Origin of the sequence: Streptomyces niger (assembly GCF_000718305.1) — a bacterium.
GTDB classification, from domain to species: domain Bacteria; phylum Actinomycetota; class Actinomycetes; order Streptomycetales; family Streptomycetaceae; genus Streptomyces; species Streptomyces niger.
On record NZ_JOFQ01000017.1, the window covers coordinates 66,564 to 84,519 of the forward strand.

Here is a 17,956-nt window from a genome sequence, read left to right on the forward strand (position 1 = left end):
TTCACTTCTGGTCGGTGGCCAATCGGGAGCGGCGCATGCCGTAAGCGAAGTAGAACACGAGACCGGCCACCATCCAGACTCCGAACACCACCCAGGTGATCAGGTCGAGGCTGCCCATCATCCAGAGGCAGAGCACGAAGCCGATCGCGGGGAAGAGCGGCGACAGCGGCGTACGGAAGGTCCGCGGCATGTCGGGGCGGGTCTTGCGGAGCACGATGACCGCGACGTTGACCAGCGCGAACGCGAAGAGCGTACCGATGCTGGTGGCGTCCGCCAGCTGGCCGAGCGGCACGGCGGCGGCCAGGATGCCGCAGAACAGCGAGACGATGACGGTGTTGGCGCGGGGCGCGCCGGTCTTCGGGTGGACCTTGGAGAAGACCTTGGGCACCAGGCCGTCGCGGGACATCGCGAAGAGGATGCGGGTCTGGCCGTAGAGCACGGTCAGCACGACGGAGGCGATGGCGACGACCGCGCCGAGGGCGAGCAGCACGGCCCAGAAGTTCTGGCCGGTGACGTTCTTCATGATCCCGGCGAGCGCGGCCTCGGTGCCGGAGAACTTCTTCCAGGGCAGCGCGCCCACGGCGACCGCGGCGACCAGGCAGTACAGCGCCGTGACGATGACCAGCGAGAGCATGATGGCGCGCGGCAGGTCGCGCTGCGGGTTCTTGGCCTCCTCGCCGGCGGTGGAGGCGGCGTCGAAGCCGATGTAGGAGAAGAAGAGGGTGGCGCCGGCGGCGCTGACACCGGCCATGCCGAGCGGCATGAAGGGGGCGTAGTTGCCGGCCCGGATGCCCTGGAAGGCGACGCCGCAGAAGAGCAGCAGCGCGGCGATCTTCACGGCGACCATGATGGCGTTGGCCCGGGCGCTCTCCTTGGCGCCGCCCAGCAGGAAGACCATCGCGAGCAGCACGACCAGCAGCGCCGGCAGGTTGAAGATGCCGCCGTCACCGGGCGGCGCGGCGATCACGTCGGGGATGGTGAAGCCCACGGTGCCCGACAGCAGCTCGTTGAGGTACTGCCCCCAGCCGACCGCGACCGCGGCCACCGAGACGCCGTACTCCAGGATCAGGCACCAGCCGCAGACCCAGGCGACCAGCTCACCGAGCGTGGCGTACGCGTAGGAGTAGGAGGAGCCGGAGACCGGGATGGTGCCGGCCAGCTCGGCGTAGGACAGCGCCGAGAAGAGCGCGGTGATGCCCGCGATCACGAAAGAGATGACGACGGCGGGGCCCGCGTCGGGGACGGCCTCGCCCAGCACCACGAAGATGCCGGTGCCGAGCGTGGCGCCGATGCTGATCATCGTCAGCTGCCACATGCCCAGCGAGCGGCGGAGGCTGCCGCCCTCACCGTGGCCGGCATCGGCCACCAGGCGTTCGACGGGCTTGCGCCGCATCAGGGCGCCGAGCGTGCCGGTTTTGCCCCCGCGGGGCGGCGGGGGCGGGGAGTAGCTGCTGGTACCCAGGTCAGGCGGGGCGCCGGTGTCCGACACGGGGTGGCTCCTTAATCGCTGCCAATCAGGCGGCGGTGACCGAGGCGGTCCACATTCGGGCAGCACGAAGCAACCCGCACGGGGGGAACCGCCGAGCGGACGGTCCCCGCCACTCCACGTAACTTGCCTGACCTTAAGGCCCGCGCGCGACCTGCCGTAATGCGGGTTCCTTGCGCATTCGCGCACGATCCTTGCGCACGAACGGCCACGGCGGCCATTTGTTGCGCCTTGGCGGCGTGTTGAGGCCATGGATTCCAAGGGCGGCGATATCGGGCGTGCAGCCGTGTCGGCCCGGAAGTAAGCGATCTCACGCCGCGCGGTCCCCGCGATGCCGCCCGGGACCCGGCAGAATGCGGGCCCCACCACGCGCACGGGCCCGGTCCCACGCGGCGTGCGCGCGGGACCGGGCCCGTGAGGCGGGACGGCCGGCCGCTCGGAGCGGTCGTCGGCCGTGCCGTCGGATCAGCTCCAGCTGTTGTGCAGCGGCTTGCCCTCGGCGTAGCCGGCCGCGCTCTGCACGCCGACCACGGCCTTCTCGGCGAACTCCGCGAGGTTGGAGGCGCCCGCGTAGGTGCAGGACGAGCGCACGCCCGCGATGATCGAGTCGATCACGTCCTCGACGCCGGGCCGGGCCGGGTCGATGAACATCCGCGAGGTGGAGATGCCCTCCTCGAAGAGGCCCTTGCGGGCGCGGTCGTACGCCGACTCCTCGCTGGTGCGGTTGCGCACCGCGCGGGCCGACGCCATGCCGAAGCTCTCCTTGTAGAGCCGGCCGTCGGCGGTCTGCTGGAGGTCGCCGGGCGACTCGTACGTACCGGCGAACCACGAGCCGACCATGACGTTGGACGCGCCGGCGGCGAGCGCCATGGCGACGTCGCGCGGGTGCCGGATGCCGCCGTCGGCCCAGACGTGCTTGCCGTACTTCTTCGCCTCGGCGGCGCACTCCAGGACGGCGGAGAACTGCGGACGGCCCACGCCGGTCATCATGCGGGTGGTGCACATCGCGCCCGGTCCGACACCGACCTTGATGATGTCGGCGCCGGCGTCGATGAGGTCGCGCACGCCGTCGGCGGCGACGATGTTGCCCGCCACGATCGGGACCTGCGGGTCCAGCGCCCGGACCGCCTTGATCGCGCTGATCATGGATTCCTGGTGGCCGTGTGCGGTGTCCACCACGAGGGTGTCCACGCCGGCGTCGAGGAGCTGCTTGGCCTTGCCCGCGACGTCGCCGTTGATGCCGACGGCGGCGGCGATGCGCAGCTTGCCGTTCGCGTCGGTGGCGGGCGTGTAGAGGGTCGCGCGCAGCGCGCCCTTGCGGGTCAGGATGCCGACCAGCTGACCGTCCTTGCCGACCGCGGGGGCGAGCTTGCGGTTGGCGGCGTCGAGCTGGTTGAACGCCTCGCGCGGGTCGATGTCGGCGTCCAGGACCAGCGGGTCCTTGGACATGACCTCGGCGACCTGGGTGAAGCGGTCCACGCCGGTCAGATCGTGCTCGGTGACGATGCCGATGGGCCGGCCGCCCTCGACGACGATGCCCGCGCCGTGCGCCCGCTTGGGCAGCAGGGCCAGCGCGTCGGCGACGGTCGCGATCGGCGAGAGCACGATCGGGGTGTCGAAGATCAGGTGGCGCCGCTTGACCCAGCTGACGACGTCGGTGACGACGTCGATCGGGATGTCCTGCGGGATGACGACGAGACCGCCGCGGCGGGCCACCGTCTCGGCCATCCGGCGGCCGGCGATCGCGGTCATGTTCGCCACGACCAGCGGGATGGTGGTGCCCGTGCCGTCCGGCGAGGAGAGGTCCACGCCCTGCCGGGAGCCGACCGCGGAGCGGTTCGGCACCATGAACACGTCGTCGTACGTCAGGTCGTACGGCGGCTTCGAATCGTTCAGAAATCGCATGCTAACTCTCTCACCTGCGGTTGTGCTTCGGTAGCGGGCGGGGAGTCAGCACCGGTCCGGCGGCGGGTACGGCTGTGCCGGCAGCGGATCAGGCATCAAGCTCCTAGTCCATCATCGCCGATCGGGCACCGGATTGACGAGCTTCGGCCGCCGTTCGGCCAGGTTCTGTGTCATCACCCGACCGGTGCTCGCGCAGGCTGTGGCTTCACCCGAAATTGTGCGGGTGAAGGTAAACCCTCTGCATACGGACGGCTTGCGGAGCGACATGCTCGCTTACCGTGCCGTGATGATCAGAAAAGCACTTCTCGCGTCGGGCATCGCCGGCGTGTCCCTCGCGACCATCGCAGCCACCGTCGCCTTCGCCGACGGCACCGAGCGGCCGGCCACCGCGGCGTCCGGGTGGCAGAAGGTCGGCGACGGGATGACCGGCGGCGTCAGCGGGCTGGCCGTCGCCGGTACCGGTCACGGCCGGATCGACACGATCGTGGCGCGGGACAACAAGGAAGCGGGCCAGGTCCGGCTGTCGGCCGTACGGCTGGCGCCCGGCCACGCACCCGTCGTACGGGATCTGCAGTGGGCCGGGAGCGAGGTGCCCAAGGATCTGGAGTCGGTGGCCGCGGTGCCCGGCCGGCCGGGCGAGTACACCACGCTGAGCAGCGGCGACGGCGGGAAGTTCCGCCCGACGGTCTACGGCCTGAAGATCAGTGGCGACACGGCGACGGTCCGCTGGTCGACCCCGCTGCCCGAGACGAGGCACTACAAGGGCGACGACACGCAGAACTACGAGGCGTTCGCGGTCCACCGGGACCGGGCCACCGGGAAGGACGTCGCCGTCTGGGCGACCCGGGGCAGCAACGGCACCGCTTCGCAGGTGCGGTCGGCCGTCCTGCACCCGTCGGCGTCCGCGAAGGCGGTGTTCTCGCACGTCACCGACCCGGTCGCGTTCCGCGCGCCGTGGCCGGCGCGGGACGAGGTGCGGCACATCAGCGACCTGAAGATCGCGGCGGACGGGACCGTGGTGCTGTCGGCGGCCCAGGACCCGAACAAGAACTCCGGACCGTTCAGCTCCGCGGTCTTCGAAGCGGGCCGGCTGGCGGTCGACAAGGGCCGCCCCGAGCTGAAGCTGAGCAGGCCGAAGGAGGTCCGGCGGTACACCACGGCGGACAACCGCAAGATCGAGGCGGTCGCGCTGCTGCCCGGCGACCGGGCGCTGTGGGGCACCGACGACGAGGACTTCGGCGGCTCGGTGCTGCTGGACCACCTCGACGACTGACCCGTTCTGCGAGGGCCCCGCGGCGTAACGCACCCGAAACGCGGCGTCGGCAGAATCCCGGCCATGAAGATCGAGCAGGTGGCCTGGGAGGATCCGGACGCGGCCGTGCTGCGGGCCCGGCAGCGGACGGAGATCGCCGAGATCTACGGGACCCCGGACAGCGAGCCCGGGGTCCCGCCCTCGGCGGCGGACAGCGCCGCGTTCTTCGTCGCGTACGAGGACGACGGCATACCGGTCGGCTGCGGCGGCCTGCGCGCCCTCGGCGACGGGACCGGTGAGATCAAGCGGATGTACGTGGTGCCGGACCGGCGCGGTTCGGGCGCCGCGGCGGAGATCCTGCGCGCCCTGGAGGACTGGGCACGCGGCCGGGGCTGGCACCGGCTCCGGCTGGAGACCGGCGACCGCCAGGACGCCGCGGTGCGCTTCTACACCCGCGCGGGGTATGCCCGCATACCCAACTTCGGGGCGTACGCGGGCGCGGCGTCGTCGTGGTGCTTCGAGCGGGTGCTGTAAGCGGTCGGCGCGGGCTGTTCAGCGGCGGGCCGCCGCCGGGCCGCCCGCGTCGCGGGTCAGCAGCACGGCCAGCCCGGTGTCCGTGTCCCGCCAGCGGGCCACCGCGTCCGCGAGGACCGACTCCGCCACCCGCCACTCCTCGGGCTCGGCCGCGGCGTACCCCTGCCAGGCCCGTACGGCCAGCAGCCGGCCGCCGTGCTCGGCGGGCCACCAGGACAGGTCGCCGAGGCAGTCGGCGAGCGCGTCCCAGTTGGCTCCGAACCAGGACGGCAGTCGCAGCGCCGTCGCGGCGCGCGTCATGAACTCCGCCTTGTCGGTGACGCCTTCGAGGTCGAGCACCGTGCCCTGCCAGCCGGCGGCGAGCGCCGCGTCCAACGCCTCCTGCACGGGCCGGCCCGCGGGCCAGGACAGCACGCCCGGCAGCGTCCGTCCGTCGAGCACGGCGGACAGCGACCTGGGCACGCCGTCCTTCTCGGTGCGGGCGCCGTCGCGCGGGCCGGCACCTTGGCCGGGAACTCCGGGGGTTTCGGGCATGCCGCGATGCTGTCACAGCCCCGGCCGCCGCGCCGGGCGAACGGCCGCCGTACGGATCACCGCGTACGGCGGCCGGGGTGGCGCGTGGCGGTCAGGAGCCGTCCGGGTCCGCGCGGTCCAGGGCCGGGCGCGGCCCGGGGGTGGCCTCCAGGAGGAGGTGGTCGGCCGCTGCGGTGTCCGTGACCAGGCTCGTGACCAGGCCGGACTTGAGGACCGCGCCGATCGCGTGGGCCTTGCGGTGGCCGCCGGCGATCGCGACCACCTCGGGGATGCGGCGCAGCCGGTCGGCCTCGACCGTGATGCAGCGCTCCCCCAGGTCGCGGCCGATGCGCCGGCCCTCGGCGTCGAAGAGGTGCGCCGACATCTCCGCGGCGGCGCCGAGCGAGGCGTAGTGCTCGCGCTCGCCCTCCGAGAGCATGTCGTAGACCGTCGAGATGCCGGGCGCCCAGGAGCCGATGGAGACGCAGGCGACGGTGACCTTGTCGAAGTAGTCGAACGCCCGCGCGATGCCCGTCTGGCCCCGCAGCGCCGCCGCCGTGGCCGAATCGGGCAGCAGCATCGGCGCGTAAATGGGGTGCGCCTCGCCGCCGGAGACGTCGGCGGCGCGGCGCACCGCCTCCACCGAGCCGCGGTCGGCGGTGCCCGCGTCGTACACCCCGGTCAGCTGGACGACGGTGCACGGGGGCAGCCGGTGCAGCGCCGAGGCCATGTGGATCGTCGCCCGGCCCCAGGCGAGGCCGAGCACGTCGCCCTCGGTGACCAGCTCGCCGAGCAGGTCGGCGGCGACCTCACCGAGGTTCTCCGGGTCGGGCGCGTCGTCGGAGTCGGCGGCGGACTCCACGACGACGGCGTGCCGCAGGCCGTACCGGGCCCGCAGCGCGTCCGAGCGCTCGGCGTCCAGTTCGGCCGGCACCCGGATCTCGATCCGCACCAGGTCACGCTCCAGTGCCGTCTCCAGCACCCGCGCGACCTTGAAGCGGCTGACGCCGAACTCCTCGGCGATCTGGATCTTGGACTTGCCCTCGAGATAGAACCGGCGGGCCATGGCCGCAGCCTGCACCAGCTCGGCGGGGCCCATCCCGGAATGTGGGCGGCTGGCAACCACGAAAATCTCCCCTACTGCGCACCTGATCGACTCTGCGCTCATCCTTCCAGAAACCCGAGGTCGGCGTGGACCGTGACCGCTCGGTCCGCGATGAACGCTGCATGGCCGCGAGGTCAATCCCCGTCGCCCGGCAGCGCCGCCCCAGGTAGGGGGCCACGCCGTGCGCGCGGCCCCTCGGCCGCGTCAGTGTGCGCAGCCCCAGCCGGCCGCCGCGGTGGCGGCGTCGGCCTTGTCCCGCAGATCGCGCACGGCCTTCGCCGGGTCCTCGGCGCCGTACACGGCCGACCCCGCGACGAAGACGTCGGCACCCGCCTCGGCGCAGCGCTCGATCGTCGTGGCGGACACCCCACCGTCCACCTGCAACCACAGCTCCAGGCCGTGCTTGGCGATCAGCGCGCGGGTGCGGCGGATCTTCGGAAGCATAATGTCGAGGAACGCCTGCCCGCCGAAGCCCGGTTCAACCGTCATGATCAACAGCATGTCGAGTTCGGGGAGCAGATCCTCGTACGGCTCGATGGGCGTGGCGGGCTTCAGGGCCATCGACGCACGGGCGCCCTTGGCCCGGATCTCCCGCGCGAGGCGGACCGGCGCGGCCGCGGCCTCGGCGTGGAAGGTGACCGAGCCGGCCCCCGCCTCGACGTACTGCGGCGCCCAGCGGTCCGGGTCCTCGATCATCAGGTGGCAGTCGAGGGGGGTGTCGGTCGCCTTCCGCAGCGACTCCACGACGGGGACGCCGAGCGTCAGATTGGGCACGAAGTGGTTGTCCATGACGTCGACATGGAGCCAGTCCGCGCCCTCGACGGCCTTCGCCTCCTCGGCGAGCCGGGCGAAGTCGGCGGACAGAATGCTGGGGTTGATCAAGGCCATGCCACCTAGTATGTCGCGCCGGCCGCGACAACCATAAGCGGGTCAAGGACGCGGACCGCCTCGTCCCCTGCCGCGCGCTCCCGCTCGGCGGCGGCACCCCGCCCCCCTCCACCCGCAACCGACTCCCCCTTCGGGAACAGAGCGTCCCCCAACTGCCCCTCAGGCCGTGCGGCGCAGCAGGGCCAGGTACATCGCGTCCGTGCCGTGCAGGTGCGGCCAGAGCTGCACGTCGGGCCCGTCCCCCAGAGCAGGCACGCCGGGCATCAGCGGCCGGGCGTCGATCAGCTCGGCGGTCGCCTCGCCGTGCTCCTTCAGCACGTCGTCCACCACCGCGCGGGTCTCCGCCAGGTGCGGCGAGCAGGTCGCGTACCCGACGACCCCGCCGACCCGTACGGCGTTCAGCGCCTGCCGCAGCAGATCGCGCTGGAGCGGCGCGAAACCGTCCAGGTCCTCGGGCCGCCGCCGCCAGCGCGCCTCGGGACGGCGGCGCAGCGCCCCCAGCCCCGTGCACGGCACGTCCACCAGCGCCCGGTCGAAGGAGCCGGGCCGCCACACCGGACGCGTACCGTCCGCGGCGACCACCTCGTACGGCCCCGGGTTGCCCGCCAGCGCCCGCGCCACCAGCCGGGCGCGGTGCGGCTGCTTCTCCGCGGCGAGCAGCGAAGCCCCCCGCTCCGCGGCCAGCGCCCCCAGCAGCGCCGCCTTGCCGCCGGGCCCCGCACAGGCATCCAGCCAGCGCTCGTCGGCCCCGTCCACCGGCGCATTGGCCAGCGCGACGGCCACCAGCTGACTGCCCTCGTCCTGCACACCCGCGCGGCCTTCCCGTACCGCGTCCAGCGTGCCCGGCTCACCGCCCTCGCTGAGCCGCACCGCGTACGGCGACCAGCGCCCCGGCAGCCCGTTCTCCTCGCCGACCGCGTCGAGCAGCTCCTCGGGGGTCGCCCGCCCGGGCCGCGCGACCAGCGTCACCTCGGGCCGCTCGTTGTCCGCCGCCAGCAGATCCTCGATCCCGGCCCGGCCGCCACCCAGCGAGTCCCACAGCGCGGAGACGACCCACCGCGGATGCGAGTGCACCACACCCAAATGATCTTCCGGGTCCTCGTCGTACGGCGGCGCGACCCGCTCCAGCCAGCCGTCCAGGTCCTCCGCGGCGATCTTCCGCAGCACCGCGTTGACGAACTTCGCGCGCCCGTCCCCCAGCACGACCCGCGCCAGCTCGACACTGGCGCTGACCGCGGCATGCGTCGGGATCCGCGTACCCAGCAGCTGGTGCGCCCCCAGGCTCAGCACGTCCAGCACCGGCGGATCGACCTCCCGCAGCGGCCGGTCCACACACGCCGCGATGATCGCGTCGTACGTGCCCTGCCGGCGCAGCGTCCCGTAGACCAGCTCGGTCGCCAGCGCGGCGTCACGCGCGTCGAAATCCCCCTTCTCGCGCGCCTTGCGCAGCAACGGCGGCAGGACGAGGTTCGCGTACGCGTCCCGCTCGTCGACCGCACGCAGGGCCTCGAACGCGAGGATGCGTACGGGGTCCTTCTTCGGCCTCCGATGGGGCTTGCCGGGACGACGACGAGGCTGGTCGCTCACGAGTAAGGTGCTCCGCTGCTGACGAGGACGAATCCCCACCAGCCTACCGTCGCAGCAGGTCACCCCAGCCGCCCTGGATCATGGTCTGGAACGCCCACCCCCCGTCCCGCCTGACCAGCACGTCCGCGTACCGCACCGACTGCGACCGCCCGCCCACGGTGAACACCGCGTCCGTGAACACCACCACGATCCCCGCACTCAGAAAGTGCGGTGTCCGCACCGAGTCGAAAGACACCTCCTCGTCACCGCCCATCACCTCCCGCATCGTCCGCACGAACTCCGCGCGGCCCCACTGCCCGGTCCAGCCGTTGCCGTCCGAGCCGTCGCTGACGAGGTTGAGCGGAAAGACGGCCATGTCCGCCATCCCCTCGACATCCACCCCCACACTCAACGCGTCATACCGCGCGAACCACTCCTCGACCTCCCGCAGCTCCCGCTCCGTAGGCACGTAACCGCCCGCCTCGGGCACCAAGAACTCCCCCATCACAACCCCCTCTATTCAAACTTGACTACTCAATCCACCCTCTACCCGATCCCCCCCTAGTCAAACTTGAGCAATCACCGGCCGGGACCGCTCAGTCCCCGACCCGCTCGCCCTCCGCGATGCGCACGCCGCGGGCCCAGTCCGCCGCGGCCATCGGCTTCTTGCCCTGCGGCTGCACCCACTGCAGCTGCACCGCATGGCTGCCGGTCCCCACGAACACGGCCTTCTTCGTGGCCGCGACCTCACCGACCGCGAGATCCGTACGGTCGGGCACCAGCGCCACCGACATCACCTTCAGCCGCTCCCCACGGAACAGCGTCCACGCACCCGGCGCGGGCGCGCAGCCCCGGACCACCCGGTCCACCCGCAGCGCGGGCGCCGACCAGTCGATCTTCGCGTCCTCGACCTCGATCTTCGGCGCGAGCGTGACGCCCTCGGCCGGCTGCGGCACCGCCTTCAGCGAGCCGTCCTCGATGCCGTCCATGGTCGCGGCGAGCAGCCCGGCCCCGGCGAACGCCAGCCGGGTCAGCAGATCGCCGCTGGTATCGGTCGCCCGGACCTCCTCGGTCAGCACGCCGTACACCGGCCCGGAGTCCAGCCCCTCCTCGATCCGGAAGGTGGAGGCTCCGGTCACTTCGTCGCCCGCCAGCACCGCGTGCTGCACGGGTGCCGCGCCGCGCCACGCGGGCAGCAGCGAGAAGTGCAGGTTCACCCACCCGTGGACGGGAATCTCCAGCGCGGCCTTCGGGAGCAGCGCGCCGTACGCGACGACCGGGCAGCAGTCCGGCGCGATCTCGCGCAGCCGGGCCAGGAAGTCCTCGTCCCGCGGCCGCGCGGGCTTGAGCACCTCGATGCCGGCCTCCTCGGCACGCTGCGCGACCGGGCTGGCGACGAGCCGGCGACCGCGACCGGCCGGCGCGTCGGGCCTGGTCACGACGGCCACCACCTCGTGCCGGTCCGACGCGATCAGGGCGTCCAGGGCGGGAAGGGCGACCTCGGGGGTGCCGGCGAAGACGAGCTTCATGGGTGGCGTACTACCTCTCAGCGCTGCGGAAGGACACACCAGTCTATGGGGCGTCAGACACGGGGGCGTACGGGTTACCGCGCGCCCCAGCTGAAAGCTCGTACGCCCCCATACCGTGACCCCACCCGGCGCTGCCGCGTTGGTCAAACGACATTGACCACACCGGGCCGCCAGCCGGTCCACGCATTCACCTTCCGCATCAACGCCGGTTCGAGAGGCTTGTTCATGGCCGACCACGCAACCCACGACGCCCAGGCACGCGCCAGTCTTCATCTACTGGTGCGGGACATCGAGCGGGTCCGCCGGCAGGTGGACGCACTGCGTACGCTGACCGCGCAGCTCGGTAACGTCTACCGTCCGCGGCGCACCGGCCCGTCCACGGGTTTCGTCGTGTACGGACGCGCCCCGGCACCCACGGTGCGCCTCGCCCAGGAGCTGCGGGACAGCGTCGAAACGCTCGTCACGGCCGCGGTCGACTTCGACCGCTCGCTCGGCTTCTCGTGGGACGCGGTCGGCTCGGCACTCGGCGTCACCAAACAGGCCGTCCACCGCCGCTACGGCGCCCGCCGCGCCGCGGCCCAGCCCCCGGCCGACACCCCGGACGCGCCCCGCACCCCCGACGCCGCAGCCGCCCGCGCCGTCTCCGTGACCCCCGCGTCCGTCCCCGCCGCCCGCGCCATGCCGCCCCACCCCGCCCAGGACCGCCCCAACGCCTTCCCGGGCCCCCGCAACGGTTGACACACCGACGCCCCGTACGCACGCCGACGTACTACGGAACGACACCGCCCCACCCACGCGCGCCACAACACACCGTGCACCCTCCCCCCGACGGGAGGGGGTGGACCGCAGCGGGTGGGGGTTCGGACGTCAAGCGAAGCAGTCCGAACCCCCACCCGCGGAGGGCCGCCACCGCACCCAGCACAACCCAGCCCGTCCTGGGGGCACCTCCCAGCGGTAGCTGGGGGAGCTTGAGGACAACGCCCCGAGGCGCGCCCCGACGAAACGGCACCGCTGGGGGCACCAGCCCAGCCACAAGCCAAAAGCCAAAAGCCACAACAGGCACCGACTACCCCACATCCAGCGGATCGATCCGCAACCGAACCGCACCCCCCTCCCGCCGCACCATCCGAGCCGCCCAAGCGGCCTTCAAAGAGGCGGCCATCGCGGCCCCCTCCCCCGGCGGCACCCGGACCAGCACCCGCTCCCACTCCTCGCCCACCGGCGGCTCCCCCGCCCGCCGCGGACGACCGGAGGCGGGAGCCGACACCGGCACCGGCCCCAGCACCTCGGCCGACGGCGGCAGAGCCGCCCCCCGCACCAGCGACGCCACGTCCTCCGCCCGCCCCGCGACCGAAGCCATCCGGGACACCGGCGGAAACCCGAGCTCCGCCCGCTCCGCGAGCTCCCGTACCGCGTGCCCGACGGGGTCCCACCGCACCAGCGCCTGCACGGGCCGCAACGTGGGCTCCCCGGTCACCACGACGACGCCCCCGTCCTCAGCCCCGCGCACCAGCGCCGCCGCGCCCAGCCACCGCCGCAACGCCTCCTCCCCGGCCCGCAGATCGGGTCGGTTCAACAACGCCCAGCCGTCCAGCAGCAACGCCGCCGCATAGCCCCCCACCGCGACCGGCTCCGCACCCGGCGTCGACACGACGATCGCCGGCCGGTCGGGCACCGTGTCCAGCACATGATCCCGCCCGGACGTCCGCACCGGTACGCCGGGGAACGCCCGCCCGAGCTCCTCCGCCGTCCGCCGCGCCCCCACGACCTGCGCCCGCAGCCGCGCGTTCCCGCACTCCGCACAGTGCCAGTCCGGCGCCTCCTGTCCGCACCAGCCGCAGCACAGCGCCGCGTCCTGGTCCTGCGCCTCCAGCGGCCCCGCGCAGTGCCGGCAGCGCGCGGGCTCGCGGCACCGGGCGCAGGCCAGCCGGGGTACGTAGCCCCGCCGCGGGACCTGGACCAGTACCGGGCCGCGGGCCAGTCCCGCGCGCGCCGTCTGCCAGGCGAGCGAGGGCAGCCGGGCCGCGCGCGCCGCCTCGTCGCGGGCGGTCTCCGCATCGCCGATCGTGCGGACCAGCGGCGCCGCGGCGCGCACCTGGTCGCGGCCGGCCTCCAGGGAGCGCGCCCAGCCGTTCTCCACGAGCTGCGCTGCCTCGACGGTGCGCCCCAGGTCGCCGATCAGGCACGCCGCCTTCTCGTGCACGGCACGCAGCAGCAGGACGTCGCGCGCGTGCGGATACGGCGCATGGTCGTCGCTGTGCGCCGAATGTCCGTCGTCCCAGATCGCCACGAGCCCGAGATCCGCCACCGGCGCGTACATCGCCGCGCGGGTCCCCACCACCGCGCGCACCGCACCCCGACGTATCGCCAGCCAGCGGCGGTACCGCTCCTCGGGGCCCGAATCCGCCACCAGTACCGCATGCATTCCGCGCCCGACCAGCTCGGTGAGCGCGGCGTCCACCCGGGCCACCGACCGCCCGTCGGGCAGCACGACCAGCGCGCCCCGCCCGGACGCCAGCGTCGCCGCCACCGCGGCGGCCAGCTCCCACGGCCAGTGCGGCCCCGACAGCGCGGTCCACACCGCCCGGGGCGAGCCGCCGCCGGCCAGGGTCTCGATGAACCCGGGCCCGTCCGGGTAGCGCTCCCAGCTGGCCAGGGACGGCACCGGAGGCGGGGGCGGCGGCGCGGGGAAGCGCTCCGCCTCGGGCTTGGCGTGCCGCGGCGGGATGGCGAGCTGTAGTACGTCGGCGAGCGAGCCGGCGTACCGGTCGGCCACCGCGCGGCACAGCGCCAGCAGCTCCGGCGTCAGCACCGGCTCCGGCGAGACGACCTGGGCGAGGGCGGCCAGCGGGCCGCGGTAGTCGGACTCGGCGATGCGCTCGACGATGTACCCGTCCAGGAGGCCGCCGCCCTCGCGCCGGCCCTCGCGCACCCGGCCGGTCCCGGCGCCGAACCGGACCCGGACCCGGACACCGGGCTGCGCCTTCTCGTCCATCGCGGCGGGCACGGCGTAGTCCCAGAGCTTGTCGAGGTGGACCGGGCCCTTGTCCACCAGCACCCGCGCCACCGGCCGCTCCTTGGCCAGCTCGGCGCCGCGCCAGGTCCGCGGCCGGGCCTTCGGCGCCTTCTTCTTGGCCTCCCGGACGGTCTCCCGGATCAGGGCCAGCTGCTCTCCCTGCTCCCCGGCCCCCGCCCCGTTCTCGCTGCTCACACCCCCAGTCTTAGCAGACCCCACCGACAGTGGCCGCGGGGCGACGGGGGCCGGAAACGCCTCCGGGCCCGTACCGCGCGACGGCGGTACGGGCCCGGAGGCGTGAAACCGGGGAAAGCCCAGGGAAAGCCCAGGGAAAGCCCAGGAAAAGCCCGGGAAAAGCGGAGCCTCAACGGCTCACGGGTCCTACAGACCCGCCGCCTTGCGGAGCGCGTCGACGCGGTCCGTGCGCTCCCAGGTGAAGGCGTCCAGCTCGCGGCCGAAGTGGCCGTAGGCGGCGGTCTCGGCGTAGATCGGGCGGAGCAGGTCGAGGTCGCGGATGATCGCGGCCGGGCGGAGGTCGAAGACCTCGGAGATGGCCTGCTCGATCTTCTCCACGTCGACCGTGGCGGTGCCGAAGGTCTCCACGAAGAGACCGACCGGCTCGGCCTTGCCGATCGCGTAGGCGACCTGGACCTCGCAGCGCTGGGCCAGGCCCGCGGCCACGACGTTCTTCGCGACGTAGCGCATGGCGTACGCGGCGGAGCGGTCGACCTTGGACGGGTCCTTGCCGGAGAAGGCGCCGCCGCCGTGGCGGGCCATGCCGCCGTAGGTGTCGATGATGATCTTGCGGCCGGTGAGGCCCGCGTCGCCCATCGGGCCGCCGATCTCGAAGCGGCCGGTCGGGTTGACCAGGAGGCGGTAACCCTCGGTGTCGAGCTTGATGCCGTCCTCGATCAGCTCGTTCAGCACGTGCTCGACGACGAACTCGCGGATGTCGGGAGCGAGCAGCGAGTCCAGGTCGATGTCCGAGGCGTGCTGCGAGGAGACGACCACGGTGTCCAGCCGGACCGCCTTGTGGCCGTCGTACTCGATGGTGACCTGGGTCTTGCCGTCGGGACGGAGGTAGGGGATGGTGCCGTTCTTCCGCACGTCGGACAGCCGCTTGGACAGGCGGTGCGCGAGGTTGATCGGGAGCGGCATCAGCTCCGGGGTCTCGTCGCAGGCGTACCCGAACATCAGGCCCTGGTCGCCGGCGCCCTGCTTGTCCAGCTCGTCGCCATCCTCACCTGCGGCGGCACCTTCGACCCGCTTCTCGTAGGCGGTGTCGACGCCCTGGGCGATGTCCGGGGACTGCGCGCCGATCGATACGGAGACACCACAGGAAGCGCCGTCGAAGCCCTTCTTGGAGGAGTCGTAACCGATCTCCAGGATCTTGTTCCGTACGAGGTTGGGGATGTCGGCGTAGGCCTTCGTGGTCACCTCGCCGGCCACGTGGACCAGGCCGGTGGTGATCAGCGTCTCGACGGCGACCCGGGAGGCGGGGTCCTCCTTCAGGAGGGCGTCGAGGATGGTGTCGCTGATCTGGTCAGCGATCTTGTCGGGGTGGCCCTCGGTGACGGACTCCGAGGTGAACAGGCGGCGGGACACATCGCTCCCTGGGGTTGCAGCGGCTGCTGTCTGATCATTGACGGATCTGCCGAGAGCTGCGCTCGGCGCGATCCACGGCCAGTTTATCGGTCGGACGCCCTGTTCGGGCACGGAGTCTCGTTCTGTGGATGCGCCGTGACCAGGGACACCCTGCCCGCCGGCCCCGGTGCGCCACCCAACGGCAGGTCGCGACAAGGGATTTTGCCGTGACGCACGGGCCGGAACGGGCTCGTCCGCCGATCAGGAAAATCGTTCGGCGACCAGGTCCCAGACCGTGTCGGCCAGGGCTTCCTTGGGCCCGTGCGGCACCGGGGTCTCCGTGCCGTCGGCGGCCAGTACGACCGCCTCGTTCTCGGCGGAGCCGAAGGTCCTGTGCTCCCCGACCTCGTTGACGACCAGCAGGTCACAGCCCTTGCGGGCGAGCTTCTTGCGGCCGTTCGCCAGGACGTCGTCGGTCTCGGCGGCGAACCCGACGACGATCTGTCCGGGACGCGCCCGATCGGCAGAGATTTCGGCGAGGATGTCCGGATTGCGGACCAGGTCGAGCGGCGGCTGCTCCACGTCGTCCTGCTTCTTGATCTTTCCGGGGGCGTACCGGGCCGGACGGAAGTCGGCCACGGCCGCCGCCATGACCACCGCGTCCGCGTCGGCCGCCGCCTTCAGCACCGCCTCGCGCAGCTGCACGGCCGTGCCGATGCGGACGACGTCCACGCCGGCCGGGTCGGGCAGCCCGGTCTCCGCCGCGACCAGCGTGACCCTGGCGCCGCGCGCCACGGCCGTACGGGCGAGCGCGTAGCCCTGCTTCCCCGAGGAGCGGTTGCCGAGGTAGCGGACGGGGTCCAGCGGCTCGCGGGTGCCGCCCGCGCTGATCACGACGTGCCGGCCGGACAGATCGGCGGTGACCGCCTCGGGGCCGCGGGCCAGCACCCGGCGGCAGACCTCGAAGATCTCGGCCGGGTCGGGGAAGCGGCCCTTGCCGGTGTCGACGCCGGTCAGGCGGCCCACGGCGGGCTCGATGACGATTGCGCCGCGGGCGCGGAGGGTGGCGACGTTCTCCTGGGTGGCCGGGTGCTCCCACATTTCGGTGTGCATCGCCGGGGCGAAGATCACCGGGCAGCGGGCGGTCAGCAGCGTGTTCGTCAGCAGGTCGTCGGCGAGGCCGTGCGCCGCCTTGGCCAGCATGTCGGCCGTACAGGGAGCCACCACGACCAGGTCGGCGCCCTGCCCGATGCGGACGTGCGGCACCTCGTGGACCGACTCCCAGACCTCGGTGGAGGCCGGGTTCCCGGAGAGCGCGGCCCAGGTGGCCTCACCCACGAAGTGCAGCGCGGAGGCCGTCGGCACCACGCGGACGTCGTGCCCGGACTCGCTCAGCCGCCGCAGCAGCTCGCACGCCTTGTACGCGGCGATCCCGCCGCTGACTCCCAGGACGACCTTGGGCTTGTCCATCGTCTTCGCTGCTCCCGAGCCAGGGCGCCCATGCGCCGAACACTTCCACCCGTACGCGGTGTACGTACCCATGACACACCAAGGGCCCGGCAGCGCGGCCGCCGGGCCCTTGGTCCATGAAACTTTTCGCCGGAGCAGGCCCTTACTGGGCCGGGCCCTCCACGGCCTCGGAGGTCAGCAGACCCGCGTTGATCTCGCGCAGCGCGATGGAGAGGGGCTTCTCGTGGACGTGGGTGTCCACCAGGGGGCCGACGTACTCGAGCAGGCCCTCGCCGAGCTGCGAGTAGTACGCGTTGATCTGGCGCGCACGCTTCGCGGCGTAGATCACGAGGCTGTACTTCGAGTCGGTGGCCTCGAGAAGCTCATCAATCGGCGGGTTGATGATGCCCTCGGGCGTGGTGATGGAAGAGGACACTCTCTGCCTTCCGAAGGGTGTGATCAGGGAATTTCCGGGAATTCCGCGTCTTCCGCAAAGAAGAGCGCGAAGATCATTCTCCGGAGTTATTCAGCATCAAGGCTAGCAGCTCACGCGAGACATCCTCGACGGAGGTGTTGACGAGCGTCTCGTCGAACTCCTTCTCCGCCGCCAGCTCGACACGCGCGGCCGCCAGCCGGCGCTCGATCACCTCGGGCGACTCCGTGCCGCGGCCGGTGAGCCGGCGGACCAGCTCGTCCCAGCTCGGCGGGGCCAGGAAGACCAGCCGCGCCTCGGGCATGGACTCACGGACCAGCCGGGCGCCCTGGAGGTCGATCTCCAGCAGGACCGGCTCGCCCGCCGCCAGGTGGTCCAGGACCGCCTGGCGGGGGGTGCCGTAGCGGTTGCCCGCGAATTCGGCCCACTCCAGCAGCTCGCCGTTGGCGATCAGCTTGTCGAACTCCTCGTCCTCGACGAAGAAGTACTGGACTCCGTGCCGCTCGCCGGGACGCGGCTTACGGGTGGTGGCCGAGACGGACAGCCACACCTCGGGGTGGACCTTGCGCATATGGGCGACGACCGTGCTCTTGCCGACCCCGGAGGGGCCGGAGAGCACGGTCAGCCGCGGTTGTCTGTCCGGGGTTGCCGGGGTCGCCCCCCGGGAGACTGCAGAACTCATGCAGCAATTATTCC

General features: G+C 72.5%; 16 protein-coding genes. 3 read left to right on the forward strand and 13 right to left on the reverse strand.

Annotation, left to right across the window (positions count from 1 at the left end):
- Position 1: 1 nt before the first annotated feature.
- Positions 2-1,489, reverse strand: a complete 1,488-nt coding sequence (locus IF20_RS27750; RefSeq protein WP_052868096.1) for an amino acid permease — start codon at positions 1,487-1,489, stop codon at positions 2-4.
- Between the two features lie 462 nt (positions 1,490-1,951).
- Positions 1,952-3,391: a GuaB1 family IMP dehydrogenase-related protein gene (locus tag IF20_RS27755; RefSeq protein ID WP_052868097.1), complete on the reverse strand. Its 1,440-nt coding sequence runs from the start codon at positions 3,389-3,391 to the stop codon at positions 1,952-1,954.
- Positions 3,392-3,677: 286 nt separating this feature from the next.
- Between IF20_RS27755 and IF20_RS27760 the strand changes: the two genes are divergently transcribed.
- A complete protein-coding gene (locus IF20_RS27760) occupies positions 3,678-4,664 on the forward strand; it encodes a hypothetical protein (RefSeq protein WP_199896770.1) in 987 nt (328 codons plus the stop codon).
- Positions 4,665-4,727: 63 nt separating this feature from the next.
- Positions 4,728-5,177, forward strand: coding sequence for a GNAT family N-acetyltransferase (locus IF20_RS27765; protein ID WP_052868099.1), 450 nt, complete (start codon positions 4,728-4,730; stop codon positions 5,175-5,177).
- Positions 5,178-5,195: 18 nt separating this feature from the next.
- Here IF20_RS27765 and IF20_RS27770 read toward each other — a convergent pair whose 3' ends face one another.
- From IF20_RS27770 to fmt, 6 genes are all read right to left on the reverse strand, one after another.
- The gene (locus IF20_RS27770) at positions 5,196-5,711 is read right to left on the reverse strand and encodes a barstar family protein (protein ID WP_110944610.1); all 516 of its coding nucleotides are present in this window, start codon (positions 5,709-5,711) and stop codon (positions 5,196-5,198) included.
- Between the two features lie 91 nt (positions 5,712-5,802).
- Positions 5,803-6,789: a sugar-binding transcriptional regulator gene (locus IF20_RS27775; protein ID WP_052868100.1), complete on the reverse strand. Its 987-nt coding sequence runs from the start codon at positions 6,787-6,789 to the stop codon at positions 5,803-5,805.
- A gap of 210 nt (positions 6,790-6,999) precedes the next feature.
- Positions 7,000-7,683 carry a ribulose-phosphate 3-epimerase gene (gene rpe, locus IF20_RS27780; protein WP_052868101.1) on the reverse strand — a complete coding sequence of 228 codons (684 nt, stop codon included), beginning with the start codon at positions 7,681-7,683 and terminating at the stop codon, positions 7,000-7,002.
- A gap of 159 nt (positions 7,684-7,842) precedes the next feature.
- Positions 7,843-9,270, reverse strand: a complete 1,428-nt coding sequence (locus tag IF20_RS27785; RefSeq protein ID WP_052868102.1) for an RsmB/NOP family class I SAM-dependent RNA methyltransferase — start codon at positions 9,268-9,270, stop codon at positions 7,843-7,845.
- Positions 9,271-9,313: 43 nt separating this feature from the next.
- The gene (locus IF20_RS27790; RefSeq protein ID WP_110944624.1) at positions 9,314-9,754 is read right to left on the reverse strand and encodes a hypothetical protein; all 441 of its coding nucleotides are present in this window, start codon (positions 9,752-9,754) and stop codon (positions 9,314-9,316) included.
- A 91-nt stretch (positions 9,755-9,845) separates the two neighbouring features.
- Positions 9,846-10,778 carry a methionyl-tRNA formyltransferase gene (gene fmt / locus IF20_RS27795; RefSeq protein ID WP_052868103.1) on the reverse strand — a complete coding sequence of 311 codons (933 nt, stop codon included), beginning with the start codon at positions 10,776-10,778 and terminating at the stop codon, positions 9,846-9,848.
- Positions 10,779-11,003: 225 nt separating this feature from the next.
- Between fmt and IF20_RS27800 the strand changes: the two genes are divergently transcribed.
- The gene (locus tag IF20_RS27800; RefSeq protein ID WP_052868235.1) at positions 11,004-11,516 is read left to right on the forward strand and encodes a hypothetical protein; all 513 of its coding nucleotides are present in this window, start codon (positions 11,004-11,006) and stop codon (positions 11,514-11,516) included.
- Positions 11,517-11,844: 328 nt separating this feature from the next.
- Here IF20_RS27800 and IF20_RS27805 read toward each other — a convergent pair whose 3' ends face one another.
- The 5 genes from IF20_RS27805 to gmk form a co-directional block, all read right to left on the reverse strand.
- Positions 11,845-13,989: a primosomal protein N' gene (locus IF20_RS27805; RefSeq protein ID WP_052868104.1), complete on the reverse strand. Its 2,145-nt coding sequence runs from the start codon at positions 13,987-13,989 to the stop codon at positions 11,845-11,847.
- Positions 13,990-14,175: 186 nt separating this feature from the next.
- The gene (metK, locus tag IF20_RS27810; protein ID WP_052868105.1) at positions 14,176-15,399 is read right to left on the reverse strand and encodes a methionine adenosyltransferase; all 1,224 of its coding nucleotides are present in this window, start codon (positions 15,397-15,399) and stop codon (positions 14,176-14,178) included.
- Positions 15,400-15,639: 240 nt separating this feature from the next.
- Positions 15,640-16,848 (reverse strand): bifunctional phosphopantothenoylcysteine decarboxylase/phosphopantothenate--cysteine ligase CoaBC, encoded by a 1,209-nt coding sequence (gene coaBC, locus IF20_RS27815; protein WP_052868106.1) that lies wholly within the window; start codon positions 16,846-16,848, stop codon positions 15,640-15,642.
- A 142-nt stretch (positions 16,849-16,990) separates the two neighbouring features.
- Positions 16,991-17,263, reverse strand: a complete 273-nt coding sequence (rpoZ, locus tag IF20_RS27820) for a DNA-directed RNA polymerase subunit omega (protein ID WP_030610454.1) — start codon at positions 17,261-17,263, stop codon at positions 16,991-16,993.
- 73 nt (positions 17,264-17,336) lie between these two features.
- Complete coding sequence (gene gmk / locus IF20_RS27825) at positions 17,337-17,942, reverse strand: guanylate kinase (protein WP_110944611.1); 606 nt, start codon at positions 17,940-17,942, stop codon at positions 17,337-17,339.
- Positions 17,943-17,956 lie beyond the last annotated feature (14 nt).

Coding starts and splice junctions, on each gene's coding strand:
- IF20_RS27770 (WP_110944610.1), bottom strand. CDS start 5,711: ATGCCCGAAACCCCCGGAGTTCCCGGCCAAGGTGCCGGCCCGCGCGAC.
- fmt (WP_052868103.1), bottom strand. CDS start 10,778: ATGAAGCTCGTCTTCGCCGGCACCCCCGAGGTCGCCCTTCCCGCCCTG.
- IF20_RS27755 (WP_052868097.1), bottom strand. CDS start 3,391: ATGCGATTTCTGAACGATTCGAAGCCGCCGTACGACCTGACGTACGAC.
- IF20_RS27790 (WP_110944624.1), bottom strand. CDS start 9,754: ATGGGGGAGTTCTTGGTGCCCGAGGCGGGCGGTTACGTGCCTACGGAG.
- coaBC (WP_052868106.1), bottom strand. CDS start 16,848: ATGGACAAGCCCAAGGTCGTCCTGGGAGTCAGCGGCGGGATCGCCGCG.
- rpe (WP_052868101.1), bottom strand. CDS start 7,683: ATGGCCTTGATCAACCCCAGCATTCTGTCCGCCGACTTCGCCCGGCTC.
- gmk (WP_110944611.1), bottom strand. CDS start 17,942: ATGAGTTCTGCAGTCTCCCGGGGGGCGACCCCGGCAACCCCGGACAGA.
- IF20_RS27775 (WP_052868100.1), bottom strand. CDS start 6,789: ATGGGCCCCGCCGAGCTGGTGCAGGCTGCGGCCATGGCCCGCCGGTTC.
- IF20_RS27765 (WP_052868099.1), top strand. CDS start 4,728: ATGAAGATCGAGCAGGTGGCCTGGGAGGATCCGGACGCGGCCGTGCTG.
- IF20_RS27760 (WP_199896770.1), top strand. CDS start 3,678: ATGATCAGAAAAGCACTTCTCGCGTCGGGCATCGCCGGCGTGTCCCTC.
- IF20_RS27800 (WP_052868235.1), top strand. CDS start 11,004: ATGGCCGACCACGCAACCCACGACGCCCAGGCACGCGCCAGTCTTCAT.